Source organism: Paenibacillus taichungensis (genome assembly GCF_013359905.1).
GTDB classification, from domain to species: domain Bacteria; phylum Bacillota; class Bacilli; order Paenibacillales; family Paenibacillaceae; genus Paenibacillus; species Paenibacillus taichungensis.
Map to the genome: position 1 here is coordinate 1 of NZ_JABMCC010000118.1, position 26,868 is coordinate 26,868.

At 44.4% G+C, this 26,868-nt stretch carries 28 protein-coding genes; all 28 read right to left on the reverse strand.

What is annotated here, in order from left to right:
• On the reverse strand, positions 1-2,701 hold a 2,701-nt coding region (locus HP548_RS23170; RefSeq protein WP_217504805.1), incomplete at its 3' end, for a collagen-like repeat preface domain-containing protein.
• Positions 2,702-2,897: 196 nt separating this feature from the next.
• Positions 2,898-4,295, reverse strand: coding sequence for an ATP-binding protein (locus HP548_RS23175; protein ID WP_326101901.1), 1,398 nt, complete (start codon positions 4,293-4,295; stop codon positions 2,898-2,900).
• 55 nt (positions 4,296-4,350) lie between these two features.
• Positions 4,351-5,067, reverse strand: a complete 717-nt coding sequence (locus tag HP548_RS23180) for a response regulator transcription factor (RefSeq protein WP_017687664.1) — start codon at positions 5,065-5,067, stop codon at positions 4,351-4,353.
• Between the two features lie 143 nt (positions 5,068-5,210).
• The gene (gene ccsA / locus HP548_RS23185; protein WP_175383017.1) at positions 5,211-6,473 is read right to left on the reverse strand and encodes a cytochrome c biogenesis protein CcsA; all 1,263 of its coding nucleotides are present in this window, start codon (positions 6,471-6,473) and stop codon (positions 5,211-5,213) included.
• The gene (resB, locus tag HP548_RS23190) at positions 6,470-8,143 is read right to left on the reverse strand and encodes a cytochrome c biogenesis protein ResB (RefSeq protein ID WP_175383018.1); all 1,674 of its coding nucleotides are present in this window, start codon (positions 8,141-8,143) and stop codon (positions 6,470-6,472) included. Before resB ends, ccsA begins: the two co-directional genes overlap by 4 nt.
• A gap of 14 nt (positions 8,144-8,157) precedes the next feature.
• Positions 8,158-8,685 carry a redoxin domain-containing protein gene (locus tag HP548_RS23195; protein ID WP_076291921.1) on the reverse strand — a complete coding sequence of 176 codons (528 nt, stop codon included), beginning with the start codon at positions 8,683-8,685 and terminating at the stop codon, positions 8,158-8,160.
• 253 nt (positions 8,686-8,938) lie between these two features.
• Positions 8,939-9,688, reverse strand: coding sequence for a pseudouridine synthase (locus tag HP548_RS23200; RefSeq protein ID WP_063568319.1), 750 nt, complete (start codon positions 9,686-9,688; stop codon positions 8,939-8,941).
• Between the two features lie 214 nt (positions 9,689-9,902).
• Positions 9,903-10,721 (reverse strand): S1 family peptidase, encoded by an 819-nt coding sequence (locus HP548_RS23205; protein WP_064636817.1) that lies wholly within the window; start codon positions 10,719-10,721, stop codon positions 9,903-9,905.
• A gap of 64 nt (positions 10,722-10,785) precedes the next feature.
• Positions 10,786-11,319 (reverse strand): spore maturation protein, encoded by a 534-nt coding sequence (locus HP548_RS23210; RefSeq protein WP_062324415.1) that lies wholly within the window; start codon positions 11,317-11,319, stop codon positions 10,786-10,788.
• A 6-nt stretch (positions 11,320-11,325) separates the two neighbouring features.
• Positions 11,326-11,952: a nucleoside recognition domain-containing protein gene (locus tag HP548_RS23215; RefSeq protein WP_063568316.1), complete on the reverse strand. Its 627-nt coding sequence runs from the start codon at positions 11,950-11,952 to the stop codon at positions 11,326-11,328.
• A gap of 18 nt (positions 11,953-11,970) precedes the next feature.
• Positions 11,971-13,158, reverse strand: a complete 1,188-nt coding sequence (locus tag HP548_RS23220) for a D-alanyl-D-alanine carboxypeptidase family protein (protein ID WP_175383019.1) — start codon at positions 13,156-13,158, stop codon at positions 11,971-11,973.
• A gap of 159 nt (positions 13,159-13,317) precedes the next feature.
• Entirely contained in the window at positions 13,318-14,085 is a 768-nt protein-coding gene (locus HP548_RS23225) for a sigma-70 family RNA polymerase sigma factor (protein ID WP_246318193.1), read from the reverse strand.
• 77 nt (positions 14,086-14,162) lie between these two features.
• Positions 14,163-14,795: a lytic transglycosylase domain-containing protein gene (locus HP548_RS23230; protein WP_099858157.1), complete on the reverse strand. Its 633-nt coding sequence runs from the start codon at positions 14,793-14,795 to the stop codon at positions 14,163-14,165.
• Between the two features lie 347 nt (positions 14,796-15,142).
• Positions 15,143-15,577, reverse strand: a complete 435-nt coding sequence (locus HP548_RS23235) for a hypothetical protein (RefSeq protein ID WP_175383021.1) — start codon at positions 15,575-15,577, stop codon at positions 15,143-15,145.
• Positions 15,578-15,662: 85 nt separating this feature from the next.
• A complete protein-coding gene (locus HP548_RS23240; protein WP_175383022.1) occupies positions 15,663-16,049 on the reverse strand; it encodes a hypothetical protein in 387 nt (128 codons plus the stop codon).
• A 144-nt stretch (positions 16,050-16,193) separates the two neighbouring features.
• Positions 16,194-16,760, reverse strand: a complete 567-nt coding sequence (locus tag HP548_RS23245) for a sigma-70 family RNA polymerase sigma factor (RefSeq protein WP_175383023.1) — start codon at positions 16,758-16,760, stop codon at positions 16,194-16,196.
• 737 nt (positions 16,761-17,497) lie between these two features.
• The gene (locus HP548_RS23250) at positions 17,498-17,914 is read right to left on the reverse strand and encodes a Na-translocating system protein MpsC family protein (protein WP_099858161.1); all 417 of its coding nucleotides are present in this window, start codon (positions 17,912-17,914) and stop codon (positions 17,498-17,500) included.
• Positions 17,915-18,157: 243 nt separating this feature from the next.
• Positions 18,158-18,349 carry a hypothetical protein gene (locus HP548_RS23255; RefSeq protein ID WP_072735249.1) on the reverse strand — a complete coding sequence of 64 codons (192 nt, stop codon included), beginning with the start codon at positions 18,347-18,349 and terminating at the stop codon, positions 18,158-18,160.
• Positions 18,315-18,641: a hypothetical protein gene (locus HP548_RS23260; protein WP_099858162.1), complete on the reverse strand. Its 327-nt coding sequence runs from the start codon at positions 18,639-18,641 to the stop codon at positions 18,315-18,317. Before HP548_RS23260 ends, HP548_RS23255 begins: the two co-directional genes overlap by 35 nt.
• Positions 18,642-18,820: 179 nt before the next feature.
• A complete protein-coding gene (locus tag HP548_RS23265; RefSeq protein WP_175383024.1) occupies positions 18,821-19,735 on the reverse strand; it encodes a hypothetical protein in 915 nt (304 codons plus the stop codon).
• 10 nt (positions 19,736-19,745) lie between these two features.
• A complete protein-coding gene (locus tag HP548_RS23270; RefSeq protein WP_175383025.1) occupies positions 19,746-20,141 on the reverse strand; it encodes a hypothetical protein in 396 nt (131 codons plus the stop codon).
• Positions 20,138-20,698, reverse strand: a complete 561-nt coding sequence (locus tag HP548_RS23275; protein WP_175383026.1) for a hypothetical protein — start codon at positions 20,696-20,698, stop codon at positions 20,138-20,140. Before HP548_RS23275 ends, HP548_RS23270 begins: the two co-directional genes overlap by 4 nt.
• A gap of 14 nt (positions 20,699-20,712) precedes the next feature.
• The gene (locus HP548_RS23280) at positions 20,713-21,504 is read right to left on the reverse strand and encodes a hypothetical protein (protein WP_175383027.1); all 792 of its coding nucleotides are present in this window, start codon (positions 21,502-21,504) and stop codon (positions 20,713-20,715) included.
• A gap of 16 nt (positions 21,505-21,520) precedes the next feature.
• A complete protein-coding gene (locus HP548_RS23285; RefSeq protein ID WP_175383028.1) occupies positions 21,521-22,474 on the reverse strand; it encodes a hypothetical protein in 954 nt (317 codons plus the stop codon).
• 3 nt (positions 22,475-22,477) lie between these two features.
• The gene (locus tag HP548_RS23290; RefSeq protein ID WP_175383029.1) at positions 22,478-23,536 is read right to left on the reverse strand and encodes a hypothetical protein; all 1,059 of its coding nucleotides are present in this window, start codon (positions 23,534-23,536) and stop codon (positions 22,478-22,480) included.
• Positions 23,537-23,548: 12 nt separating this feature from the next.
• Positions 23,549-23,848: a hypothetical protein gene (locus HP548_RS23295; RefSeq protein ID WP_143806503.1), complete on the reverse strand. Its 300-nt coding sequence runs from the start codon at positions 23,846-23,848 to the stop codon at positions 23,549-23,551.
• A gap of 46 nt (positions 23,849-23,894) precedes the next feature.
• On the reverse strand, positions 23,895-25,661 hold the full coding sequence (locus tag HP548_RS23300) for a hypothetical protein (protein ID WP_175383030.1): 1,767 nt from the start codon (positions 25,659-25,661) through the stop codon (positions 23,895-23,897).
• A gap of 59 nt (positions 25,662-25,720) precedes the next feature.
• Positions 25,721-26,860, reverse strand: a complete 1,140-nt coding sequence (locus HP548_RS23305; RefSeq protein WP_175383031.1) for a hypothetical protein — start codon at positions 26,858-26,860, stop codon at positions 25,721-25,723.
• Positions 26,861-26,868 lie beyond the last annotated feature (8 nt).

Here is a 26,868-nt window from a genome sequence, read left to right on the forward strand (position 1 = left end):
CGGTGGCTCCCGTTACCCCCGTATCTCCGGTTGCGCCCGATACACCGACGCCGGTTGCCCCTGTCGCACCCGTGGCTACCGCACCGGCCACCAACGTGTAATCCGGGGACGTTCCTGGCGTGGTCAGTGGTGTTGCAGCGTTCGCAATATACGTGCTGCCATCAAACGTTACGACTTGACCCGCTGGATACGTTGGTGCTACTGCTGGGTCGAATGGGACTACGCCTGTCAGACCTGCACCGGTGGCTCCCGTTACACCCGTATCTCCGGTTGCGCCCGATACACCGACGCCGGTTGCCCCTGTCGCACCTGTGGCTCCCGCACCAGCCAGCAACGTGTAATCCGGGGACGTTCCTGGGGTGCCTGTTGGCGATGCGACATTCGCAATATACGTGCTGCCATCAAACGTTACGACTTGACCCGCTGGATACGTTGGTGCTACTGCTGGGTCGAATGGAACGACGCCTGTCAGACCTGCACCGGTGGCTCCCGTCACACCCGTATCTCCGGTTGCGCCCGGTACACCGACGCCGGTTGCCCCTGTCGCACCTGTGGCTCCCGCACCAGCCAGCAACGTGTAATCCGGGGACGTTCCTGGGGTGCCTGATGGCGATGCGACATTCGCAATATACGTGCTGCCATCAAACGTTACGACTTGACCCGCTGGATACGTTGGTGCTACTGCTGGATCAAACGGTACAATCCCGTTCAGACCTACTCCAGTCGCTCCTGTTACACCCGTGGGCCCCGTTGGTCCTGCGCCTGCAAGCAATGTATAATCCGGGGATGTTCCCGGCGTTCCCGTTGGCGATGCCACATTTGCAATATACGTGCTGCCGTTAAATGTTACGACCTGACCCGCTGGATACGTTGGTGCTACTGCTGGATCAAACGGAACTACTCCATTCAAGCCCACGCCTGTTGCTCCCGTTGCACCAGTAACACCCGCACCTGCAAGCAAAGTGTAGTCTGGTGATGTGCCCGGCGTCCCGGTTGGCGATGCAACATTGGCAATGTACGTACTGCCGTCAAACGTAACCACCTGTCCTGCCGGATACGTTGGCGCTACCGCCGGATCAAACGGTACAATCCCACTCAATCCTACTCCAGTCGCTCCAGTCGCTCCCGTTACACCCGTAGCCCCTGTTGGTCCTGCGCCTGCAATCAACGTATAATCCGGTGATGTTCCCGGCGTTCCCGTTGGCGATGCGACATTTGTAATATACGTACTGCCGTCGAAAGTTACAACTTGACCCGCTGGATACGTTGGTGCTACTGCTGGGTCAAACGGAACTGCTCCATTCAAGCCCACTCCTGTTGCTCCGGTTGCACCGGTGGCTCCTGCGCCAGCAAGCAATGTGTAGTCTGGTGATGTACCTGGAGTTCCAGTTGGTGAAGCTACATTAGTAATATAGGTACTACCGTCAAACGTCACTATTTGACCTGCTGGATACGTTGGTGCTACCGCCGGATCAAACGGTAATATTCCACTTAAACCTAAGCCAGTGGCTCCCGTTGCCCCTGTAGGTCCTGCTCCCGCCAAGAGTGTATAGTCCGGTGAAGTACCGGGAGTTCCTGTTGGCGATGCCACATTTGTAATGTAGGTGCTGCCCTCAAATGTTACGACATGACCCGCAGTATACGTTGGTGCTACCGCTGGATCAAATGGAACAGAACCAGCGAGTCCCACACCCGTTGCCCCGGTGGCTCCAGTAGCTCCGGCCGCTGCTAGCAAAGTATAATCCGGTGAACTACCCGGTGTTCCCGTTGGCGATGCCATATTAGTAATATAGGTACTACCGCCAAATGTTACAATTTGTCCTGCCGGATAACCTGGTGCTACCGCTGGATCAAATGGAACAGAGCCCGTTAAACCTGCCCCTGTTGCTCCAGTCATTCCTCCTGACAAAAACAACGTGTAGTCTGGAGAACTTCCAGGTATACCGGTGGGACCATTCACGTTAACTACATAAAGACTACCGTTATACGAAACTACTTGACCTTGCACATAGCCAGGTGCCTGAGCTGGGTCAAAAACGGATATATCATCCAGTCCAACTCCAGGCGCCCCCTGCGGACCTGGTACGCCTTGAGGCCCTAGAGGACCTACCGGACCTACCGGACCTACTGGTCCAACTGTTCCTCCTGGCCCGGTCGGACCTGGCAGTCCGGGAACACCCGGAACCCCTGGAACTCCCGGAACTCCCGGGGGACCTGGAGGACCTGGAGTTCCTGATGTTCCAAATGAACTGGTAGCACGAGTCAATGATACGGATATGGAACGAATCAAACCAACCAATTTATCTTTTTCCGCAGGCGGAACTTCCAGAAGCAACGTTACACTTAATACATCATCGAGTAAATTTTGCAAGTTTCCAGCTAGATTAATAACGGCTACAGGCACAACTTCAGAGCCTGCAATGGTTAGTTCCAGAACGGATTGTAACTCCGCTTTCACCCCAGCTCGAAAACCAGAGGTATTAACAAAGTTGAGCAAACTCCGTAAACTGTTTTGCAACGCGAGAGTATTAGACGCTGTAGGCTGACTGACAGCTGCAGGAATAGTCACTGCTAGTGCTTTCAAAATGGACTCAAACTGCTCCACTTCACTCGATGTTATTGGAATAAACGGTGATCCCGCTCGAAACGATCTTCCTTCTAAGAAAGCTTTAATATTCACCCTTTTTCTTTCATCAGACATGCCTATTCTACTCCTCCTTTAACTTCTTCGCTTTTCAAGCTTATGTTTCATAAGAGGCAAAATTATCTTGGACACTTTTTTCGATGCAAAAAAAGTGAACATACTGTTCCACGTTGAACAAGATTAAACGGTACTGTTCAACAAAAAAAGCACCCTCAGCATGAGGGTGCTTCCGCACTTTTTGTATGAAATCGGGCTATTTCGATGAATCCACCGGAAATTGTAAAATAAACTCTGTACCTTCGCCAAGTACGCTATTAACGATAATGGTACCGTGATGCGCATCTACGATGTTTTTTACAATTGCGAGCCCCAGTCCTGTACCGACACTTTCACCCCGAACACGAGCCTTATCTGCTTTGTAGAATCGTTCAAAGATGAATGGCAGATCGGAAGACGGAATGCCTACACCTTCATCTTTTACAGTCACTTTAGCTACAGGTGTCCGGACATCAGTTAACAGCTCTGCCGATATGACAACATTTTTGCCTGAGGGAGTATGCCGAAACGCATTATCCAGCAAATTGGTAAATACCTGTTCAAGTCGATCCTCATCCGCCTGATGAAGTTCAATGGAAGACTGTTTGCACTCAAACCTAAGATGGATATCCTGTTCTTTGGAACGTACCGAGAACTTTCTGTATACTCGTTCCAATAGTTCAACCAAATCCACTTCCTTCACGGCCATATCCGTATGACCCGCTTCCATTCGCGCAAGATCAAGCAGATCCTTAACCAACCTGCCCATACGCAAAGACTCATCATGAATCACTTGAATTAATTCTTCACTTTCTTCTGGGGAAGCCGCCATCCCATCCAAAAGAGCTTCACTGTACCCTTGCATCATGGATAGCGGAGTACGTATTTCGTGAGAGACGTTGGCGACAAAATCACGACGCATCTTCTCCAGTCGTACTTCCTCCGTCACGTCACGAAGCACAGCTACTGCGCCTCGAACGACACTATCCGCGTACAAAGGTGCCATCTGAACAGACCAGACTCCCTGCTGCACATGCACGTTAGAGTTCTGATCGCCGCCCTGCTCCATCACCTTTTTGAACAAAGGAACGAGTGGTTCCGGTACCTCTCGCGAAGAACTCACAGCATTCTCCGAATCCTGTCTCTCGCCCATCTGTGCCCAGTCCAAATCACACCAAGCCTGCATGATTTTCTCGCCGGGGGGGTTTGTCAAAATAACCTTTCCCTCACCATCGAATGTCACTACGGCATCGGTCATGCTTCGGAGCACGCTCGCCAGATGTTCTTTCTCATGGTTAAGGTTGCGAATGTTATCTTCCAGCTGTGCAGCCATATGATTAAATGTATTACCCAATTCTCCAATCTCATCGCTCGTTACAAGGGAGAGACGTGTACCGTAGTTTCCTTTTCGAATCGCATTGGCTGCTTGAATTAACTGCTGCATCGGCTGCGTAATTTTCGTAAAAAGAAACAGCGCAAAAAAGGTCGTCAAACTGAAACCGATAATACAAACATATGTGAACAAACGTTTGATATCTCTCGACTCAGACTCCGCAAAATTCGTATCAATATACGGCAGCAAAAAAAGACCCAATGCTATGAGTACACAGCCCACAAGGCAAATAATCGTAATCCATAACTTCCCGACCAGCGATCTCCAGAAACTAAAACTACTTCGGTACTTCCAGTTTATAACCCACACCCCACACCGTCGTAATCATCGCCGCTGACTCTGGCGAAACCTTGTTTAACTTCTCGCGAAGACGCTTCACATGCGTATCCACAGTACGAAGATCACCAAAGAATTCATAATTCCATACATCCTTCAGCAGCTCTTCTCTGGAGAAAACTTTATCTGGAGATGTCGCGAGATAATGCAACAGTTCATATTCTTTCGGTGTTAGACTGATCTCTTCCCCACCTGCGGTTACGCGGTGAGCATCATGTTCGATGACCAAATGAGGAAATACGATATTGTTGCTTGAATTACTTTCCTTAGACAGATAAGCTGTCGCAGAAGAACGACGCAAAATCGCCTTCACCCGGTAAATCACTTCACGTGGACTGAACGGCTTAACGACATAATCATCTGCTCCAACTTCAAAGCCCTGAACGCGGTTAATTTCTTCGCCTTTTGCAGTAAGCATCAAAACAGGGGTTGATTTTACCTGACGCAAACGGGTACATACTTCAACGCCGTCCATGCCCGGTAACATCACATCAAGCAAAATCAGACCATAGTCACCTGCAGTTGCTTTTCGCAACGCAGTTTCCCCATCCTCTGCTTCATCGATTTCATAACCTTCTTTTTCGAGATACATTTTCAAAAGCCGTCGGATTCTTTCCTCGTCATCCACGACTAGTATACGGTTCTCATGTTCAGCCATTCCACTCCAGCCCCTTTGCAATAACTCCTCATCACTTCTATTATGTTCGATCTGGCGAACAATATTTGAATGCCCCATTGAACGTAGGGGCTTACGTATGTGTTTCATGGATTTCTCTCGGGAACTTTACGAAACTACCTCTCCTAGTCTGCCCCAGCGTATGAATGCAACCCGGCGATGATCAAATTCACACCAACGAGCGTAAACATAACGACCAAAAATCCAAGTACTGCAAGCCAGGCAGACTTGCGGCCCTGCCAGCCTCTGGACAAACGCAAATGCAGGTACACACTATAATATAACCATGTTATCAGTGCCCACACCTCTTTAGGGTCCCATCCCCAGAAACGGCTCCAGGCAATCTGAGCCCAGATCATAGCAAAAATTAATGCTCCCAATGTAAATATCGGGAATCCGATAGCAATTGCGCGGTAACTAATCTCATCAAGATCGTCGGCATCAATGCCATCCAGCATTGGTTGCAGAGCTTGTCCAAGCGGTCTTCTTACAATTAAACGAATAAGTCCATATAAGATCAGCCCTACAATCAAAGACCAGACTACCGTATTCAGTTTACGTCCAGCATTAACTCCGTTCATCCAGGAAGGTGTCTCAAGCAAAGGTTCCTTCATGCCAAGAAACGGTTTTATGCTCTCCACTTCGCTATTATAAGGTGCAAATATAGGAGGCATGCGATAAATCACTTTCTCTATTGTACTATTTTCCTGTACCTCTGTGTCAATGCTCGTGGTTTTCTGAACAAAAACCGCTTCATATCCGGATGCACGGAAAGCAAATACCGACCCGATAAACCCAACCACAACGACGATGGTGATTAATGTAAACTCAACCCATTCTCGCTGGCGTCTGGATGACTTATCCTTGCCACTGAAATCCACTGTGCGTAACAAGTACATGAATCCTGCGGCAAAGCCTACGGCGAAGAATGCCTCGCCAAGTGCAGCCAACGTCACGTGGATCTTGAGCCATATCGATTGCAAAGCAGGGATCAGCGGCTGTACTTCCTGAGGAAATACGGCTGCATATGCCATAATAATGATGGTTAGTGGCAATGCAAATAGTCCCAGCAACGATTTTCGATAAATTGCGTAAACTACAATAAATGCCACCATAATCATCATGGATAGAAAACTCATAAACTCATACATATTACTTACGGGTATATGGCCTGCTCCAGCCCATCGTGTACCAAAGAAGATGAGATGTGCAGCTAGTGCAACCGTTGATGCAATAAAGGCTCGCTTGCCCCATCGTTCTACATGAGCTTGCGGGTCACGATTACTCCATTTCTTGCCCATGACGGCAACGCCATATAACATAAATGCAGCACAATATAGAAAAAAAGATACGATAAATGCGTCGCTGCTGAAATCCAATAAACTCATGTTTGGTTCCCCCCGTTATCCAACGACTTCTCATCCACTTCCACATTCATATGTTTTAACACAGCTGCAACCTCGCGCCTAAATCCAAACCAGTTTTTGTTCGTATGGCCACCTAGGGTGAGTTGTCCATCATCAATCCGAATCCAAATACGTCGGTGGTGCCAGTAAAAGCCCATAACCAGACCCAACATAACGATGCCTGCCCCAACCCATACGAAAGGCATGGCCTTATCAATACGGATATTGAGGTAACTCACGGACTGAATGATGTCCACCTTATCCATGCTATCGACCTCTAGCTGCAAAGGAATTTCTCCTCCATTCAGCTGTTTGTTAATTGCGTCCTGTTGAAAACGCTGTTTATCGATCTGCTTCGCAAAATACAAGTACTGCATGCCTTCTGCGGGTAAATTGGGTCCCTTGATGTTAAATAGAAAGGCAGGCGCATTAGGTGAAGGGGACTTTGATTTGGGCTCTCCATTTTCATCCAGCCCAAAATCCATATATTTTTCTTTCACATTCAGACTATAGGGTCCAGCTTCAAACGTTCGCTGCGTATCCACCATAGCAATTTGGATTGCTCCGTACTTCTCACCCGTCTGGGCATTGACCAGATCAGGCGTTACCGAACGAATCGTTGGTGTCAAATCATAATCAAACTGATATGCTTTCAATCCGTGGTAATTCAGTGGATGGTTCACTCGAACATCATGTCGGTCCACCTCGGTCAATTGAGGTTTTTTCGAAGGATCCGAGCAATCTGCCGTACATTCGTACAACACCACTTTGGTTTCAAACAGTTTTGGAACGGTTTTGTTCAAATTTTTGAACTGTTCTGGAACCTCATCTTCACTGTAAAACTCAACATTAAACTGTTCATTCTTCAAATACATGGAGGTATTCGGTATTTTCTTGATCTCACCTTCGGGAAAAGCAACATGCTCATCCAGATTCAGCCCGGGAAGCCCTCGGGCAAGTACTGCCAGTAGAAAGATAATCAAGCCGATGTGGATAACATAAGGTCCCCAGCGACTGAATCGCTGTTTCTCAGCCAGCAATGCACTACCCTCGGTATGCACACGATAACCTTTCTTTTTAAGTGGCGTAACCGCTTTCTTAATCCAGTCTTCTGATGCCTCTTCTATGGAGCCTTGGTACACCAGTCGCTGGCGTGTAAGAAACTGCATGTGTTTGCGTATTTTCTGTTTATTCAGCGCTTTGTATAGTGGAAGTACCCGGTCTAGACTGCATATGACCAATGAAGCACCGATCAGCACCAGTAGCAAAATAAACCACCAGGATTCGTATGTATGGGACAGACCCAGCAGATAATAGATATGACCCAACTGACCGTATGTGTCCTTGTAATATACGGATGGATCAATATTCAGAAATGTACTTTCTTGCGGATAGATCGTGCCTAGCATGGAACCTACAAGTGTAAACACAATCATGTAAACAGCAATTTTGACCGATGAGAAAAAGTTCCATATGCGGTCAATAATTTTTGGATTCGTACGCTGCGAACGACGCGCCATGCCATCATAACGCATTTCCAATACTTCATCCGATTTGACCTCAGCCTCCAGCAGCGGCTTGCCGCATGCTTCACACAGCACAGTGCCCACCGGATTCTGGTGTCCGCACTCACACTTCGTATTTTGGAACACGACTAGACCTCCTGTCAGGGCTGTTTCGCCAGTTGTGAAATTTGAGCGTCAAGTGTGTTCAAATCAAGTTGACCGATATGAATGGTGGAGATTTTACCCGTGTCGGAGACAAAAAATGTCGTTGGCATCGGAGATATACCGAAATCCCGGATCGAGTTTTTGTCACGGTCGAGCATAATCGGAAACGTAACGCCCACCTGCCGAACAAAATTTTCCACGGTCATCTGGTCTTCCCCAACATTGATTCCAACAAATTGGACACCCTGGTCCTTCCATTTGTCTGCTTGCGCTTGTAGCGCAGGCATCTCTTTGACACAAGGCTCACACCAAGTCCCCCAGAAGTTGATCACCATGGCTTTGCCTTTGTATTCCTCAGACGTATGAACTTGTCCATCCAGGCCCAGCAATTCAAAAGAAGGAGCTTTGTCTCCTTCTTTTGGCTTGCCATTCGAGCCGGATACCGATGTAGTAATCGCATATCCGCCCAACACCAGGATCAATAACAAAATGACGATTTGCACCGCTCTTCTTGATTTCCCCATGTGCTGCTCCCCTTTTAAGTCAGCTTTTTGCATAATTTGATTCTAAACGCTCCCGGGTACAAGAATTAGACGAATAACACCATTTCGATCTAACTCTTGCTGATTGAAAGTCGCTCCAGGGATTTATGCAAAAAGCTTGAGTGACTAGCATTCGCATATAACGGTCTTGGACACCTGTGAACATCCTATGAACAATTATAGCGAATTTCGTCACAAATCTGCGGCGCTTTTATGAAAATTATGTGTCCTCACATTACCTTTTTTTCATTTTTTTGGCGGGTTCTGATTTTGCGAGCGTAATCAGGTTGTTGACTTCTTCTTTGGTTAGATTACGTGTGAGTCCGCGTTTCAGGTTTTGAAGCAAAATACCACCAAACGAAATCCGTTTCAGACGTGTTACCGGATGGTTAATCGCTTCGAACATACGTCTAACCTGACGGTTACGCCCTTCGTAAATCGTAATAGAGATAACAGATTCATTTGCTGCGGTATCCACATCTTTGTACTCAATCTCTGCCGGAGCTGTCATACCGTCGTCCAGCATAATGCCTGTCTTTAATTTCTCCAGAGCCGAACCATGTGGAACACCTTTAACGGTTGCATGATACGTTTTGGGTACGTGATGCTTCGGATGCGTCAACAAATGCGCAAACTCGCCGTCATTGGTCAGAATGAGCAATCCTTCTGTGTCATAATCCAGACGACCCACTGGGTATACCCGTTCTTTGACACCTTTAAGATAGTCGGATACAATTTTCCGACCTTCAGGGTCTGAAGCACTTGTGATAACACCCTTCGGTTTGTTCAACATCATGTACACTTTCTTTTCACTGCGGATCGGTTTACCATTAACCGTAATCATATCCTCTTCGGGGTTCGCTTTCGTACCCAGTTCGGTTACGACCTCCCCGTTAACTTCTACTTTGCCGGACAGGATCAGTTCCTCGCTCTTGCGGCGGGATGCAATGCCTGCCTGTGCGATAATTTTTTGTAATCTTTCCATGTTTGTCATGTCACCTCACACTAATGATACCCATCAAGGCCTGAAATCACAAGGATAATCCATCGATTTTGTTAACGCAGGGGTTGTAAACACCTTTAGAGCTGCATTTAGCTATGTATTTAGACCAAAAAAGCTCACCCTCTCACTGCCTGTATGCGACAGGAGCGTTAAGGTGAGCCGTTCACTTTCAATTGTATGTAACCACTGCAATAAGTTAATTGGCTACTTTACCTGCAACAACGACCTGTTTTTTCGCAGGGGTTGCACTTTCTTTAATAAAGGATTGCAACGTTTTGGAAGTAATATAATAAGTACGTCCTCCGTATACAAAGGTCATCATACCAATAACCCGATTGTTCTGGTCCAGAACAGGGCCACCTGAATTGCCTTGTGCCACAGATTTTACGATACTGCCAATGCCCTTCTTGCCTGGAACGTCTGAATCTTGTGAATTAAATACTCGGCTCTTGGCAATTGTATTATAAGTTGAAGGGAAATCTTCGTCCAACAGCACAAGTTCCCCGGCAGAATTTTTAGGAAATCCGATGGTATAGACAATTTGATTATCTTTGGCATTTGCAAACGTCACCGGTTGTGCGTCGATTTCTTTGTCCAGCTTCAGCAATGCCATATCTGTCACCGGATCTGTTTTAATGATTTTGGCTTTAACAGGCTTGTCCAGATGACCTGGGCTTGCTACAGTAAGTGTGCCTTCGTCCCCATCAGACAGTTCAGCATAATCCTGAACGACATGATAGTTGGTTAGCACCTCATCCTTGGAGATCAGTATAGATGTGCCTACATCATAATATACTGAATCGGGTTCATCCTGCTTGACCAGACGTACGTTCACAACTGGAAAAGAATCCGCTGTAACGGCCAACTGAGCACGTAGTTGTTTATCGAAGTAACCCGTAAAATGAATCGTATTAACGGCTTGAGCCGCAGCCAACCCCGTCTGTCCTGCAAGCAACGCAATGGCAAGCATGCCTGACATTCCAAAGCGGAGCATTCGTTTCCAACTCTTTTGCATGATTCTCACTCTCCTCCGCTATCATTCTAGCATAATTCGTATATCGGAAGGAGAGGGCATATTTTTAACCAAATACAATCAAACAAATGACCAAGGCTGCAATGAAACCAACTACATCGGAAAACAACCCAACTTTGAGCGCATAGCGACCATTACGTATCCCTACCGCTCCAAAATAAACAGTCAATACATATAGGGTTGTATCCGTACTGCCTTGAATCGTGGAAGCCATGCGGCCAATCATCGAGTCGGGGCCATAGGTTTTAATTAGGTCAGTTGTAAAGGCAAGCGAGCCTGTCCCAGTCAAAGGACGCAAAATACCGAGTGGCAATACTTCTCCCGGAACCCCCATCCAGGACACAAGTGGTGCGAATAGGCTGATCACATAATCCAATGCACCAGAAGCACGGAATACACTGATCGCTACCATCATACCTACCAGATGGGGAATAATGCTAATTGCCGTAGAGAAGCCGTCTTTGGCCCCATCAACAAAGGATTCGTAGACCGGGACCTTTTTGGTAAACGCATATAATGGAACAAACGCGATGATAACCGGAATGGCCCAGACGGAAATCCAGTTGATGAAGGTTAACAACGTTGCTCATCCTTTCATACCGGGATTGTCACTTTTATGTACACGCGGCGGCCTGTGAAGTGCCCTGTTTCGGTACCAGCGATCGGCTACGATGGCTGCAAATGTCGCAATAATGGTTGCCATTAGCGTGGTGCCTACAATTTCCGTGGCATTCGCAGAATGATAATTAAGCCGAATGGCTATCAGGGTTGTTGGAATAATGGTGATACTCGCTGTATTCAGAGCCAGCAGCGTGCACATGGCAGGGGAAGCCGTTTGTTTATCCGGATTCAGCTCTTGCAGTTGCTGCATGGCTTTGATCCCCATTGGGGTTGCCGCATTGCCTAAGCCGAGCAGATTGGCACTCATGTTGGATAAAATGTAGCCCATGGCTGGATGATTCCGTGGAACATCCGGGAACAAGAAGCCAACAACCGGACCCAGCAGCTTTGCGATTCGTCCCAAGAGCCCTGCATCCTCAGCCATTTTCATCATCCCCATCCAGAACACGAGCACACTGATCAGCCCAAAGCATACCGTGACTCCGGTTGCTGCTCCATCAAAAGCTGCCTGCGTAACGACTTCAATTTTGCCCTGTGCGGCTGCAAAAGCAAATCCGGTTACGATCATGAGAAGCCAGATTAAATTGATCAAAAGATAACCCTCCCCTCATTATGGAGATAACAAATGACTTAATACTGCACGCCATGCGGAAGCCCAGGTAGAAATTTCACCGATCCCCCCCAGAGTTGCATCCTCTGTCTTTGGCTCTGGCGGAATATAACTTCCTTTGCGATACACAGGAATTGAACCCACAAGTTTCCCGTCAAGCTGCATATCAATTCGGCCGGCCAGTCCAAAGGTGGGATCAGTCGTTTTTGCATCTCCCTCTGTACTCTCTTGGACACGGTTATCGAGTAAAATCAGCTTTTTCGTCAATGAAGATGTCTCACTCTTCGCCAGAGGATAGGTGAACCCGCGGCCAGTGACCACATCCGTGTTTTGTACAGGCTGTTCTTTTTTTGCAATTTCCACCAAAGGGAAGTTTTCAAAACCGAAATTCAGCATACGTGCATGGTCATTCCAGTCGTCACCATCGTTCAGGGTTACCGCAGCAAGTTGTTGTCCATTGCGAGTAGCAGAGCTGACCAGACAACGGAATGCTTTTTTGGTATATCCGGTCTTTACGCCATCGGCTCCTTCGTACAATCGCAGCATTTTATTTTTGTTTTGCCAGGAATACTCCCAGCTCTCATTCGGATTTGGGGCCGATTTGTTCTCCGTAGCTACAATTCGTTTGAATACCGGATTCTTGAGCGCATACGCGGTTAGGCGTGCCAGATCATTGGCGGTGGAGTAATGACCATCTGCGTCAAGTCCATGGGGATTCATAAAATGGGAATGGGTTAGACCAATTTGCTCTGCCTTTTTGTTCATTAAAAGAACGAAACCTTCTTCAGATCCACCGACATGTTCAGCAATCGCCGAGGCCGCATCGTTGCCCGATCGAAGCATCAGCCCATACAGCATGTTTTCCAGTGTCATTTCTTCACCCAGCTTGAGATAGATGGATGACCCTTCTTTGGCAAAAGCCGAAGAAGTTACCTTTACTTTGTCATCCAGTTTACCGTGTTCAATCGCAACAATTGCTGTCATGATTTTGGTCAAGCTGGCAATTCTGAGTTCCTTATCCCCGTCCTTGCTGTACAATATTCGGCCCGACGTCACATCAATGAGAGCAGCGCTTTGCGCATGATTTGAGGGGCCAGGTATGGTTCCCTGGGCTTCAGCAAGTCCAATTGAGGGAAACAGAAACAAGGGTACAAGCATACATGCCATAAATTTCATTAATTTTCGCATCGATTCATTCCTCCGGGTCACTTGGAATCTTGTACTAGCTTATGACAGGACAACCCGAAGTATGTCCCAGTGTTAGCAAACAGCAAAAATCCCTCTCGCACATGCTGCGGAAGGGATTTTTGCTGTTTTAAAAAATTGAGATGCTAGGATTTATTAAATTTATTTATTGTCCAGCATCTTGGCCACTTTCCGCATAATTCTGGAGACTCTCATCTGGCTAATGTCCTCCATCTCTGCTGTCTGTGTTTGATTAAAACCCTCTACCCGATGCTTCAGGACAGTGACTTCCTTCTCGCTTAACTTGCGTTTCACCGATTCTATAACTGCATCAACATAAATTCTGTCGACCACTCCATCTTCAATATTTTCTCCGCTATAAATGGTATCCATCAATGTAACTGCTTGGGCTTGCTGATCATCTGCTCCGACAGGCTCATCCAGGTATTTAACTCCCTTCCCCACTTGTAGGGCCTTATTGATTTTCTCCTCTTCCTCATCAAGCAACAGAGCGATTTCATGAGCGGTCGGAAGATACCCCATATCGTGCTCCAGCCGATTGATTCGGTTAATTAATTCTGTAGCCGTGCGAGTGGGGCGAATAATACTTGCGCTGTCTCTCAGAAAACATCGGATTTCCCTTACAATCGCAGTAACAGCAAACGAACTGAATTTCACTCCACGCCCTGTATCAAATGCTTTGACTGCTTTAATAAATCCAAGGCGTCCCAATTGAAGAATATCGTCTTTTTCCACACAATGATTTTTGATAATGACTTCCGGTTTTCCAATGTATTTATGTACTGAATGCCAAATCAAGTTCTCATTAACCAAAATACTATCTCCGAGAAAATGTTCATCGACTTGACATCGTTCAATATTTCCGACTAGGTCCATAGAGTAAAATTTCTTGTCCAACTTCAAATTCATGCTAATATGTTCTGAAAATTTATCCATCTAGATCTCCCTATGTAAATGTTGTGGAAGTTCACCAACAATCTACCGTTCTAACGTTCTTTATTGATTTTCTTTAGTATCTGAACCATATTGTTATGGTGTTTCTTCACTTGATTGTAATACCAGGGGCGAGCCTTGCCTTTGTCTACATTGCCCTCCCCCTGATTGTACGCAATTGTTGCTGTACGGAGGTTTCCGTCATACTTTTCCAATAGATATTCCATATATTCAATGCTGGTTTTGATGTTAATTTCCGGCTTGTATAAGTCACTGCCGCTAACACCAAACGATTTGGCCGTACTTGGTAGTATTTGAAGGAGTCCAATGGCTCCATGAGATGATGTGCTATCCTCTACTAAGCGGCTCTCTTGCCACATCATGGCCAATATCCACACAGAATCCATATTGGAGCCTTCAATATAATGGTCCACCCACTTCACATACTTCAGCAGCTTAGGCTGGCTTACTATCTTCTCCTGATAAGATTCTATATAAAGCTCTAACATATCTACCATTTCTTTATGGGACGTAGCGTCCGGATTTGACTTCACTTGCTTTAGGGTTTGTTTTGTGTTTTGTTCTCCAATCGGATTAACAGCAGCTGGTACAATCAGCCCTCCATATATCGTTATCGATGCCAGTACCGCCGTAATGATAATCCCGATTTTTTCAAAAGTGACCAACGGGATTGCTCACCTCCTTAGGTTAAGCCTTATATAATAGAAGGAAACCGTAGTTTTTCAATGCTTGTACGAACTTGTACCCCAATTAATTAGAGGGTGTATAGTCGAATTTAAAGGCTTCTCTTTTCCTACTAAGACTCATCTCGTTCACTGGTCTGATATGCCAAGATTGCTGTATACTCTATCCTGCTATTTGCTGAATCGTAAGTGGAAGTAACATCTAATCCAGTGACTAATACATTGGGATTGTCATTCATCCAGATATTAATCTGTTCTTCTAGGTCCATTGGTGATGGTGATGTAAACATCTTTACAGCGATATCTAAGGCATAATTTTTCATGTCCATTTATTCATTAGCGATAAGAAGCTCAGGGTTTGTTTGTTCGTTTGTTTCTTTATCGCTTTGTACAGCAGAAGGGGATTCAGTAGTGCTCTCCTCTTTTTTCTTCTCCTCGATCAATTGAGCAAACTCCTCTTGTGTCAACTCATGGATCTCAAGTTCAAATGCACTTGTGAGAATATATCCCATACCGTCCGTTAAATGAACGTTGTAGTAGGTTTGCGGTTCTTCGTGAAATTCGTCCGCTTCGTAGTTGAATCCAATAACGGCTTTTTCATAGCCAGCTACAATACCTGCAAACCATACATTGGCTTTTGTTGTTGCGCCTGTTGGCGTTTGAATCTCATGCACATTCGTTGGTGCGTGAACGCATTTACCAATCAGACTTGCAACCAATTCTTCGGTTAATGTATCGTCTTTTGCTTTTATCATTTGTGTCATACAGTTATTCCTCCACATATTTAAATTATCTTAGACTCGGATATCCAACTCTTCAATTTCTCTATACGCGTTATATTATTAACAGTTAACGTTGTACCACAGGAGAGGCATTTAGGGTGCCACTTATGAGCGTATAATGCGTTCGAATATGCTTTACAGCACGCTCAAGATCATTTATTCGATTGGACAACATCTCCTCAATGACAGGCTCCCATACTCTGAGTCCTACACCCATGATCGGTTTGTTTTGAATATACGCATGATGCAAGATCACTACCTCAGTAGGAGTCAGCTTTTCCACATCAAGATTAACGAGCAACGCATCTGCTTGAAAGACAACCTTCTCTATAATCAACGCATACTCCCGGTTACTTAGGCCGGACGCTTTAGCTGAATCATGGTGGGCCCAAGCAATATCAGAAAATCCCGACAGACTTTCCAAAGTAAATCCCAACACAACAACACTGAGCATATTCTTCTGCCACCTTCCATTATTCAAACGCTTAATTACTCTATACGATATAAAAAAGCACCCCGTTAAGGGTGCTTTTAGTTCTATGTACCGTTTTGGTCGATCTTCAACAAACTTTGGCTATGAATTGCCACTTTATTAAAACTACAGAGCTTCGTATTTCTCACGAATCGCTTTCCATAACTGTGATATGCGTGCCTTGGATACACCTAACATTGCTGCAATTTCTACAAACTCGTACCCGGAGGTTCGAAGTTTAAAAATCTCTTTTTCCCGGTCATTAAGTTTCATATTCTCCATGATGTCAGTTACGAATTCAAAATTCTCAAAAGCAAACCCAGCGTGCCCAAGCGATAGCGCTGTATCCGTTCCATCACTTTCATCACTGGCGCCAAGATCAGTACACACTAGCTGGACAGCGTTAACGACACTGAGGTTTTTCTCAGACATGCATTTGCGGTACATATCCTTGATTTTATTTTCGATCAGGTGATCAACAAATGTCGACATTTTTGCTTTTTCTGCGTCATACTTGTCTAGCGCATTATACAACTTAATCATGATCTCCTGCGTTACATCCTCTTTTTCCATCCCTGCAAACGTTTTGCCTCTAAGTTTATGGCGACATTTTTCCTGTGCTTTGTTCAAAAACGTATCTATATCCCCAATTTCAAATAAATCATCAAACCCCAAAGCAGTTGTAGCAGACATCATCATTTTCCCCCAATAACTATTTAGTTGTTTAGTTGTTTGTTAACTCTAACTTGCATTTTTATCGTTAAAATTTTGATTAATTCTTGCTCACTCAGCAATCTACTATCCTAACCCTAATCAAACCTCAAATATTGCTTGCCGATGTCCAAAAAACCATATCTAATATGTAGTGTTATCACTTCTTCGTAAATATGAAAACTTCTTCTTCAGGCAATGCTTAAAGCTAGATAAGTCTTTTGCATTACATAAAAATTGCGTAGATGATCCACCTCCCCTTCCGATCCACATCAAGATATAAAACTAACTTTCAAAGCTCAGCAATGGGACAATTTATCAGAGATACTTTTCCAACCTATTACATTCAGAATAACAAATACGAACTAATGTTCGCAACATATTTTTATCAGCTTCTTTAGTACACCATTTACCCACTATATACGAAGCCAAATGCGAAACGTAAAGCCCGTTTTTTTGCAAACAAAAAGACCAACACAGAGCGCACCACTAGGAAAATACCAAAATGGTGGAATGTGTCGGTCTTGGTCTGACATCTATTTCGTTCCAATTACCGAAGATATGGTCTTGAAGCCCTTTTATACGATTACAGGCTTCGTCAAGATTATTAATTCTATCTGATCGCCATAAGGGTAGTATAAGGAAATATGTAGGATATTGTCAACATCAAAATTAGTTCCGAAGAACCTATCCAATAACAAAATGAATTTTCATGGGTCTTAAGGCATGTTTATTGCATCATTTTTCAGCAGCCCCTCAACATCCTTGTTCATTTTAAAGACGGTTACCTGTTCCGCAAAATCAGTGCCAAAGAACATGGTTTCAATATCTTCAATTTTCAAACCCAGGTGAATATAGGAGAAAACAGGACTGAAATCTTCTCTCATCATTTCTGCAAGCTTCAGCTTGTATTCGGCAAAGATCTGACTGGAATGCGATTGCATGTGTTCAAGCATGAACGCTTCAGGTTTGGTGAATTTTGCTGTAAACTTAAGGATGATAAAATAATTCATGATGACGACTCTGGTATCTACTGGCCCGCGTTCAGTAAAATCTTTTCTTATTCTTGATGCCATTTTCGCGAGTTCTCTTTCCAAGTCTTTTATGTCAATGTTCACATCCCTCCCTACAATCATCCTTTTTCCTCCTATTGCCCTGAATACAATAATCAAACCTAATTTAATCAAAACTCTTTATACAAGACAAGTTTCAATGCGTTTACGGACTAAAGTCCCCACGATCTTTTCATGAAAAAGGAATAGACCCCAGAAGTAGGCTTGGGGTATATCACTGGTTTTACTATGGCTTACAATTATGCAAATAAAGCAGCACATTACGTTTAAAACTATACTATTTCGTTTTAGTATCTATTTTTAACTTCATTGTTCATTAGGCACGTCAACTTTGAGCAGGCTGAACGCCACTAGATTCAAAACCACATTGGCACCATATTCCTTCTCAATTACATCGAACGCTTCTTCCGTTGCACCAACTAGGTCGTCCTTCTCCGTGGTCATCTCCATCGTGATGATCTCCTCATGATTCAACGCAAAGGTCAGTCTGTACAGCATCGATGGTTCCCTCCTTTGAAGTAAGTTCAATATTGCGAACATCGGTGAGATCAATGATATGCACAACATCATCTGTATCTTCCAAAGTAATCGACTTTCCCTCATTTTTATGTTTAGTGAAAAGTCTTCGGTATTCTTGCTTGACTTCATCGGCAGTTAAAGGAATCTCGCGTACAACCTTATCGGAATCCTTCTCTTTCTGTTGTAGCCGGGGATTGTCCTCAATCCATGTCACTGTTTTCTTTTTGCCACTTCCCTTGAAATAGAAATGAGCGGTGAGTCCAATATTCATCTAGTAATACCTCCTGGCTAAATTAGTGTTCTAACGTATTAGGAAATAAAGAATAAACTTCGAGTGTTAGCCTTCATACCTTCACTATTCTCTCTATACGTCCTAATCGTCAGGATGTTAACCCTATGCAGCCGCATTTCTCTTTTTTGAAACAAAGAAAGGACAGCATAAGCTATCCCTTAATATTTCTTAACCGCTATGCGATTGCCCAAAGAGTCATAGATGTATTTGAAGTTGGTTTGAATTGGGGTTGCTGCCATCCTGGTGATGGACTTTGAATCCAGTCTTCCTTCATCATCATATTGATATATTACATCGACCAAGGTCGGGAGCTGCACGAATTCTTGTCCGTCCAACCGATGAACTTCACCAACAGATATCACCAAAAACGAATCATTTTGCCCATATCCATCTGTCGAAATCGGCATGGTCAGCAATGGCTCTGTGACGACCTGCTCCATGTAATTGTCTGTGACGACTTGTCGAATGACCCGGCCTTGCATATCAAAAGCAAAATATGTAACTACGTCTGTATAATCCACCAAATCGCTGATTGCATCCCAAGGGTCCGTCACACTCAGGCGCTTGCGCTCGGACAAAGTCATACTCACACGGGTTGCACCATCTATAATCATATCTGCACTATGTGTATCCGGATGGATATAATGATTCGCTTCATTCTCGATATTGAGTAGCTTTTCACGCTCTTGTGAGGTCATAACCACTTTAGTACTTCCATCTATTATAATGTCCGCACTGTGTGTGTCGGGGTGGGAGTAAATCAACGTTTTGGTACCATTGATATTCACGGCTCCGTTATCGGTATGATTAGAAACGCGGTCACCGCCAACCTTCACATATTCTCCACCGCTGTATGTATACGTCGTTGAGGTGTTCTGATTGCTTGAGTCCTGGCGTACCAGATATAATCTTCCTGCTTCACCTATGGTCGGCAGCTCCGTTTTTAGTCTCACCGAAACGACATTGCCAGTGGACACTGCGTCCAGTCTTCCATCAAGCGTGGCAAAGGAATCTCTGGCTTGTTTGACTTCACGTTCTACCTTGGCAGCTTTGCTGAATGAAACAATATCCATGGTATCCCTCCTACCTTGTAGTCAAACCAACGACCTCTATATCGAAGTTGGCCATATCTGTTCCTAAATTTTTCAACGACAAGTGAAGTGTGGAAGTCCCATCGATGTCCTCATAAGGCAAATCGATCATATCGTAAATGCCTTCCATAAAATTTCCCGTCGAGTATTGGGCATTGTTGAAATACAGAACCTCCGGATGAGGGCCTGCGCTATTCAGTACATGAACTTCCACATTCGTTTCTCTGGACGGAATGACCCTGATCGTTTTAATCATGAATCGAGGATGCTCCATCGGAATATCGATCAACGCCATTGCCCCAACGCCAACATACTCTACTCTTCGGGCAAATGAAACTGGCAACATCACTTTTCTCATCTCCTCCATCAGTTTCCATGTTCGATTCAAGGCTTTTCCCTCCTTCTAGGAATATGTGTATCAGGATATCTCCGTGGACGCAGGTAAGCACCTGACGTATTGCCACTTCCACTGTAAGACCAATCTCCCCACGTTTTCCCTACCAAACCGGACTGGTTAACAGGAATTTTGACCTTGATACACCAATCGAGACCTGTATAATTCTGCTTCACTTTCAGTCCTCTGATGGTTTCTCGGATTAAGCCTACTCCACTAGATTGAGTCAAGAACTTGTGCTTAAGGATCATATTTTTTTCGTAAGGAATTCCAATCCTCGTTCTTGCTCCGTAAATATACTTGTCCGTAACGTATCCGATCAGATCATCACCATGGCTGTCCAGCAGCCTCCACGTTCCCCAACGATAGATGTCAATTAATTCAGCCGTAGTAGATAGTGCTCCTAGCGAATAGATCATTTCCTTGCCTTCAAAGGTTAACGGAACAGCATTGAGATCGTATCCAACACGATGAGGGACTCCCGCCTTACTTTGGGTAAAAAGAGAACCGCTCGTGGCGGTTCCTACAACGTTTCCTTGATGCACTGTCATGTCCACTCACCACCTTAATTCATCAGGACAGCAACCGTAGCGCCTGATAAGAAGCTCTGTCCACCGATGGACAACGAGTACACCTTATATGTTTTGGTACCTACTTTGATCTCATCTCCATGGGAAACACCGGCAGAAGGTACTGCATAAATATCAATAAGTTCACCTCTTGGTCCTTCCACACCATTGCACATAATAACCGGGGCAAGATGATAAAGAGAACCCCAACCTGGATTAACCGGAAGCATTGCAGAATAAGCATCATAGATGTTGTTGACCATCTGTTTATCTTTATCCCTTAACGTTCGGATGCCGTTATCCCCGTTGTAACTGAGGCCGACACCCAAACTTGAGGAATCCGCCTCTGTGGCATACCTGTTCAAAATTCCGAAGTAACCTAGATTAGAGATGCCTGTAACCGAGTTCACATCACCCTGCAAATAAATAATGATTCGGTTCGCTTGGACGGAAACCTGATAATCAATCAATAGATTCGTGTCCACAATACTGGTATGACATAGAAAGTCCTTTTTCACTTCAGTTCTACCCACCGGGATGCTGCCGTCTGTTGCCATAACATCTTCGCACACGCTCACTGAGAGTTTGTTCCCCGTAGTTCCCTTTGTATTTCCAACCTCGAGTCGGAAGAATAACTTGTCTGTACCTGTAGTACCAACTGATTTGAGCACGATCACACTGGCTGTTTCATAAAAGATCGACCAGGGCGAACCCGCAATCGTTTTAAACCCCTGTACCATATTTGCGAATAATTCATTCATTTTAACTCTACCTGAGAAATTGGCCATACTTCATAAACACCTCCTAGATTTGGAAAAGTAAAGCCCTTTGCCCGCCACCAAGCAGTCTGGCACCGTGAAAAAACTTAGGCCTGCCATACACAGCAACCTGATTCGTATTGTAGTAATACCGTCCATAATCCGTATTGGGATAATCTTGATCCACGACATGAAACACATAATACTTACCGTCATTACCAAGGTCGAGTATCGATCCGTCCGGGTGCTGCGCACTGTTTTTGAAAACAATGGACCGCATGCCTTTAAATTCGCCCCGCGCTCCTTCCAATGGGTGGTAAACCATGAATGGAGTAACATAGTATCTTGAGCCTACACCTGGAGAAGGAATGGACTCCGTTCCAAAGTTGTATAGCGCATATTCTGCTCCATTCCGGGAAGTCATTACAACCCCCCTTGGGGTGTCGTATTGATCTGACGTGTTGTTATCCGAAGTATTGAAAGGCATATGTGGGAATATACCATAGAACTTATTCGCGATTGCCGGATCTTCTTGCTCTAATGACTGGCATTTACCTAGAAATATCCGTACTGGGTAGGCTCGTTCCGGGTAGTTTAGACTCTCCCCGTGGATGAACAAGATATCTTCATTCGTAATCACAGACCACTTATAATTCACATTATACTGTCCGTTATGACACAAAAAGGGAGTTTCCAACATGAATTTATCTGTGTCTAATGGTGGATTTACGAATAGATCTGGCGATGCTATGTTGCTTCCAAGATTCTTCAGTCCCCAACGAATATTGACTCCTCTGGCGTGCGCCCATACACACATCGTAAAACGCATGGATGTATTTTTTTTATTAGTAAGCAGCGCATTTCCCCAGTTGGCATAGGTCGTTTCGGCCGTATATATCGTATCCCAATAGGGGTCGAGTGCATCTTTTAACGTGCTAACAAGTGTTGAAGCAAATACATTCAAGGTACTGGTAAACTCGTGTCTGCGTATCATTGTCATATATTACACCTCCTTTTCAATCTCGAACAACAGCACTCGCTGTCCGCCACCGAGGAGTAAAGGAGAATCGAAGAAGTAGGGTTGGCCTGAGAAAAATCCACCTGCTGTAGAGGCCCAACCTTGATATGTTGGTGGATTCTGCTGAGACAAGGTATGAAAGACATAATACCTTTCATCTCCGAGATCGAGAATCGAACCATCTGGATACATACTTGAATCTCTAAGAACTGCTGTCTTCACTCCATAAAACTCGCCTCTTACACCTTCTATATCATGCCAAACATAAAATGGAGAAATAAAAAATCTTCCCCCTACTCCAGGTGACGGAACCTGAGAACTTGTAGCGAAATGGTATAAAGAGTTAGGCTTACCATTTCGTGAAGAACGCACATAACCTCGTCCTGCCCTATACATGAGCTCATCATCATCATTATTCAGGCCGAGAGGATAGTGACTAAAAACTCCAACAAAGTCATTTGCAATAAGTGGATCTTCATTCTCAAGAGCCATTAATCTTCCCATGTATAGTCTTACTGGATATGCCTGATTTCCTCCTTGAGGTTCTCCATAGAGGAAAATATACTGCTCCGTGATGAACAAATTCCACTTATAATAAGTGTTAACTGCATTGTGACTACGAGTTCCTCCATCCAGAATACAAGTATTCAAAGGTATCTCTGTCATGTGACCAACATCTGTATATAAGTCTGGCTTGATTTCAGTCCCATTGTTTCGTAAACCTACTCGCCAAACATAACTTCTGCTGTAATCTACATAATCGTAATTCGTGTAGAAACGCGAGAAATTCATGCTAATTGTAAAGAACATACTTGGGTCTTTTACATTCTGCGCGGTAATTGTCCCCTGATTAGTAGAAGTCCGCCCCGTAGAATTCCAACTTTTAGGTACAGCATACTCATTATTGTTATAATATGACCACTCCCAATGAATATCTCCATACAAATCTTGAGTTACTGTCTTGTGTAGCTCAGAAATAAAGTTGTTACAGTAAGAATAGAATTCATATCTTCGTAATGGTCCGAGTAATATATTTTCAGCCATGATTTCCCCCCCTTAACTACCGAATCGAATACTCATTTCTCGAAGAATGCTCTCTTTAATAACAGTTAGAAGAAGCGTTTTAACCATCGTGCTTCTTTCTTGAAGAAATAAAAAATCTCTACTTTCTGGTGATTGGTGCTCTTCATTATTCTTATTTGAATTTAAATCTGAAATTTCAACTATTCCTTTAAGCGAAGACAAAAACTTATGTGCTACATTATCAAACAGAATATGGCTTTCAAAAGCAAAAATCAGTACTTCAATTTCCTCTGTATTGAACGGCTCCGAATGATTACCCACTAACTTATCCATAATGGTATGGAGTGCAAATTTGACATCCTGTACAGTCCTCGTCACTTCAAATCACAACCTTTCTGATTTTTACTTGTTTGATATTACCGATAGCGTCATATTCAAACGCTTTCTGAACTCCTCGGCCGTCATAAATCAAGGTTTCGGTCTTCACCGTACCGTCCGTATTGTAGGTAAATGATGTTCTTTTCAAAAGCTGCGGTGTCACGTTCACAGAGAACACTTCCTCGGACTCGATGTCACCATTTGAATAATAGTTATATACGACATCTAGTTCCAGAGCAGATCCTTCAAGAAAATCAATTCTTCTGCGGATGTCCGTATCATCGAAGGTATCTCCCCCTTGAAGCACGTAATACTCAGCTCCATTGTTAATTTCCCTCATTACCTTACCTGTAAGATCTCGCTGATACTCAATGGACTTGATCTGTCCGCTACTTTCAGTAATCTCTTGTCGTTCGAGGTTTCCATCCATGCTATAGAAGTACTCAATCGTGCGATTAATTCCTCCATTAATCTTTTCTCTATGTACTTTTCCATCGGGATAGTAGGTATAATCCGTTACCGAAGTCGTGTTAATGATAGACCCTCGGCCAATGACAGTTACTCTAGCTTCCTTAGGCACATCAAATCTAAACCGAATAAGCGTATCGCTATATTCAATGTAATCGTCCCCTACATCCATGCGTATTCCGTCCAGAAATACCTCTGCGGAATTTGAACCAATCACGTATCGAGGTACCTGAAAATCCCTGGTAATCGACAATCTACTGTTAGGAGACGAAGTGAAGTGAAATACCGATTGATGTTCCATGGTACCTCGGCTTTCAGCTAATTCAAGTCGGCTCTGCATGTTATCGAGTCTGTCTTTAAGAGCATCATAGACGACTCCATTTTTATCTTCCCGTGAAACAACAACCTCTTTTGAAGTGGTCTCCAATTCGGTTTGCATGGCTTTGATCTCTGCATCATGTGTAACGATCGTTGTGGTATGCATGCCAACAGTTGTTTCCAGACTAGATACGCGTTCTCCTAGTGCAGACATGTCATTTTCGATAGAGCCCTTAGTTAAGAAATATCTAAAATCCATAGCCGTGAGTGAAGTCGTTGGTGATACCCCAACATCAAGTCCACCAATAATTATAGCATCTTGCGGTTCCTCCTTTTTTATACTATAGGCGTACCTGCCATCCTCATGCAGAAAAATATAATAAGATGTATTTGCTGTGATGTCCGGAATGCTAAATGTTTGGGAAAATTGATCTACAATAACCTTGTTGATACTCGCTCTCCCGGCATTAATCGTAACTTGAACACTGTTATACATACTCAGATATGTGGGGTTCGTAATGGCGAAATCCTGAATGGGCTGCTTAGATACAACCTCAATGACCTTCTCCAAAGTATCAAACCGTTGATTTATCGATACCTCTTCTCCACGTGCTTCCTTAATTTCTATCTCTGCCAAACTTAATCTTTTCTCATGATCATCCTGATTCTTCGAAAGGACGTTGACATCTGCTCTTACCGTCAGAATATCCTGCTGAACATCATCAAGTCGTGAGTTGTTCGAAGTAACTGTAGTCTCCACAGCGCCTAGTCTCTGCTCATGATCATTTACCTTATCACGACTAACCTTTGCAGATTCTTCTACTAGGGTAATTCGATCACCCAGACTAACCTCAGAACCTCTGGCGTCATCCAATTCTGCAAGATAGGAATCAATCTCAGTATGCGTTCTAACCCCGATATCACTTAGTTCCTTATGACTCCTGGCGGATGATGTATGAGACTGGTTAATTCTTACTGACATTTGACCACCTCCATTCTTGCCTTACATAATCTATACGTAATGGTTCCATTAAAATTAAGCTAGATGTATGTCGAATACATTTGGAGAGAAAATTTAACTTGGGAGGCATATCTGTCTTGTGATTCTTCCCTTTCCATTCGCAGCCAAAATGGATAGTAGGCTCCCGGCGAAATGCTAAAGGCCGTGTTTGAGTAACTGAAAGCACCCGGGATACCTCCAACGTCAGGCGCAATTTGTACTTTTTCCGTGCCTGTTGTAAGCGCAAAGGTTACATCCTTAAATTCTCCTGACAACATGGGATTTTTGGCGAACATTCGAACTTCTTGAGTTGCAGAACCACCTGCTGTTAAATAACCAAGGAAACGATCCGTATTTGGGTAAAGGAGGACATCGAAATCTTCCCCGGTTTCAGGATTTGACTCTTTATAATATAAATCTGGAGTAACCTCGAAATACATTTGGTCACCTCGAAAGAGCTTTATGGAATCCATGGCCTGAAAACGATTACCATCGGGAAGCTTAACCCCAAAATTCCCCTCAAAAGGATACGAATATTGCCCCATATCAAAATGCACAACCGTTTCCTCGGACCGACATACTCTTGATTCGAGCACAATCCCATTCTTGTCAATCAGATCTACCACAGTTCCTTTGGTCAGATTATCTACGGCAACAGACGTCCCCTTGTTGATTCGAATATACTGAACTTGCATTGGATGATCTCCATCCCCTTTTAAATAGAGACCAATCTTGGGCGCTCCCGCCAATTCAACGGAACCTATAATGTTCCACAGCAAGCCATCATCTGACCAATATGCCGTATAATAGTTGTAGTCTCGTACTAACCGAATCCAAGGATAGGTTTTCAACAAAGGGGTTGGCAGAGACATATCTAGAAACTCTTCAATCTCCATGAAATTATGCTCGTCCACAAAAACAATAACGCCTCCATAACACCCCTCCGTATCCGGGTTGTAGCTGTTCCTCACATCCATCACGAATTGCTTGATATCCGTTAAAGGTTTGTAGAACATATACAGTGGATCGGAGCCATGTTTCAGCACTAAGCTACCTCTACCCGCTTCAAAGCGGGCAGGGTCGTTAGGCAGCACTTCCCATTTAAAATCAAGGCTGGAGTTGGAATTGGTGAAGTCTTCCTCGTAAATCCTGCCTGATTCTATCAATCTTGCAACACCCATAAAGATCC

What these genes read in the sequence shown, in the direction of transcription:
- HP548_RS23260 (WP_099858162.1), bottom strand. Translation starts at nt 18,641, where the DNA reads ATGAATATTGGACTCACCGCTCATTTCTATTTCAAGGGAAGTGGCAAA.
- HP548_RS23240 (WP_175383022.1), bottom strand. Translation starts at nt 16,049, where the DNA reads ATGCTCAGTGTTGTTGTGTTGGGATTTACTTTGGAAAGTCTGTCGGGA.
- HP548_RS23285 (WP_175383028.1), bottom strand. Translation starts at nt 22,474, where the DNA reads ATGACAATGATACGCAGACACGAGTTTACCAGTACCTTGAATGTATTT.
- HP548_RS23235 (WP_175383021.1), bottom strand. Translation starts at nt 15,577, where the DNA reads ATGACACAAATGATAAAAGCAAAAGACGATACATTAACCGAAGAATTG.
- HP548_RS23180 (WP_017687664.1), bottom strand. Translation starts at nt 5,067, where the DNA reads ATGGCTGAACATGAGAACCGTATACTAGTCGTGGATGACGAGGAAAGA.
- ccsA (WP_175383017.1), bottom strand. Translation starts at nt 6,473, where the DNA reads ATGAGTTTATTGGATTTCAGCAGCGACGCATTTATCGTATCTTTTTTT.
- HP548_RS23265 (WP_175383024.1), bottom strand. Translation starts at nt 19,735, where the DNA reads ATGGATATTGTTTCATTCAGCAAAGCTGCCAAGGTAGAACGTGAAGTC.
- HP548_RS23305 (WP_175383031.1), bottom strand. Translation starts at nt 26,860, where the DNA reads ATGGGTGTTGCAAGATTGATAGAATCAGGCAGGATTTACGAGGAAGAC.
- HP548_RS23220 (WP_175383019.1), bottom strand. Translation starts at nt 13,158, where the DNA reads ATGCGAAAATTAATGAAATTTATGGCATGTATGCTTGTACCCTTGTTT.
- HP548_RS23205 (WP_064636817.1), bottom strand. Translation starts at nt 10,721, where the DNA reads ATGCAAAAGAGTTGGAAACGAATGCTCCGCTTTGGAATGTCAGGCATG.
- HP548_RS23250 (WP_099858161.1), bottom strand. Translation starts at nt 17,914, where the DNA reads ATGATTGTAGGGAGGGATGTGAACATTGACATAAAAGACTTGGAAAGA.
- HP548_RS23195 (WP_076291921.1), bottom strand. Translation starts at nt 8,685, where the DNA reads ATGGGGAAATCAAGAAGAGCGGTGCAAATCGTCATTTTGTTATTGATC.
- HP548_RS23255 (WP_072735249.1), bottom strand. Translation starts at nt 18,349, where the DNA reads ATGCTGTACAGACTGACCTTTGCGTTGAATCATGAGGAGATCATCACG.
- HP548_RS23245 (WP_175383023.1), bottom strand. Translation starts at nt 16,760, where the DNA reads ATGTCTGCTACAACTGCTTTGGGGTTTGATGATTTATTTGAAATTGGG.
- HP548_RS23280 (WP_175383027.1), bottom strand. Translation starts at nt 21,504, where the DNA reads ATGGCCAATTTCTCAGGTAGAGTTAAAATGAATGAATTATTCGCAAAT.
- HP548_RS23225 (WP_246318193.1), bottom strand. Translation starts at nt 14,085, where the DNA reads ATGAATTTGAAGTTGGACAAGAAATTTTACTCTATGGACCTAGTCGGA.
- HP548_RS23200 (WP_063568319.1), bottom strand. Translation starts at nt 9,688, where the DNA reads ATGGAAAGATTACAAAAAATTATCGCACAGGCAGGCATTGCATCCCGC.
- HP548_RS23295 (WP_143806503.1), bottom strand. Translation starts at nt 23,848, where the DNA reads ATGGATAAGTTAGTGGGTAATCATTCGGAGCCGTTCAATACAGAGGAA.
- HP548_RS23275 (WP_175383026.1), bottom strand. Translation starts at nt 20,698, where the DNA reads ATGACAGTGCATCAAGGAAACGTTGTAGGAACCGCCACGAGCGGTTCT.
- HP548_RS23290 (WP_175383029.1), bottom strand. Translation starts at nt 23,536, where the DNA reads ATGGCTGAAAATATATTACTCGGACCATTACGAAGATATGAATTCTAT.
- HP548_RS23300 (WP_175383030.1), bottom strand. Translation starts at nt 25,661, where the DNA reads ATGTCAGTAAGAATTAACCAGTCTCATACATCATCCGCCAGGAGTCAT.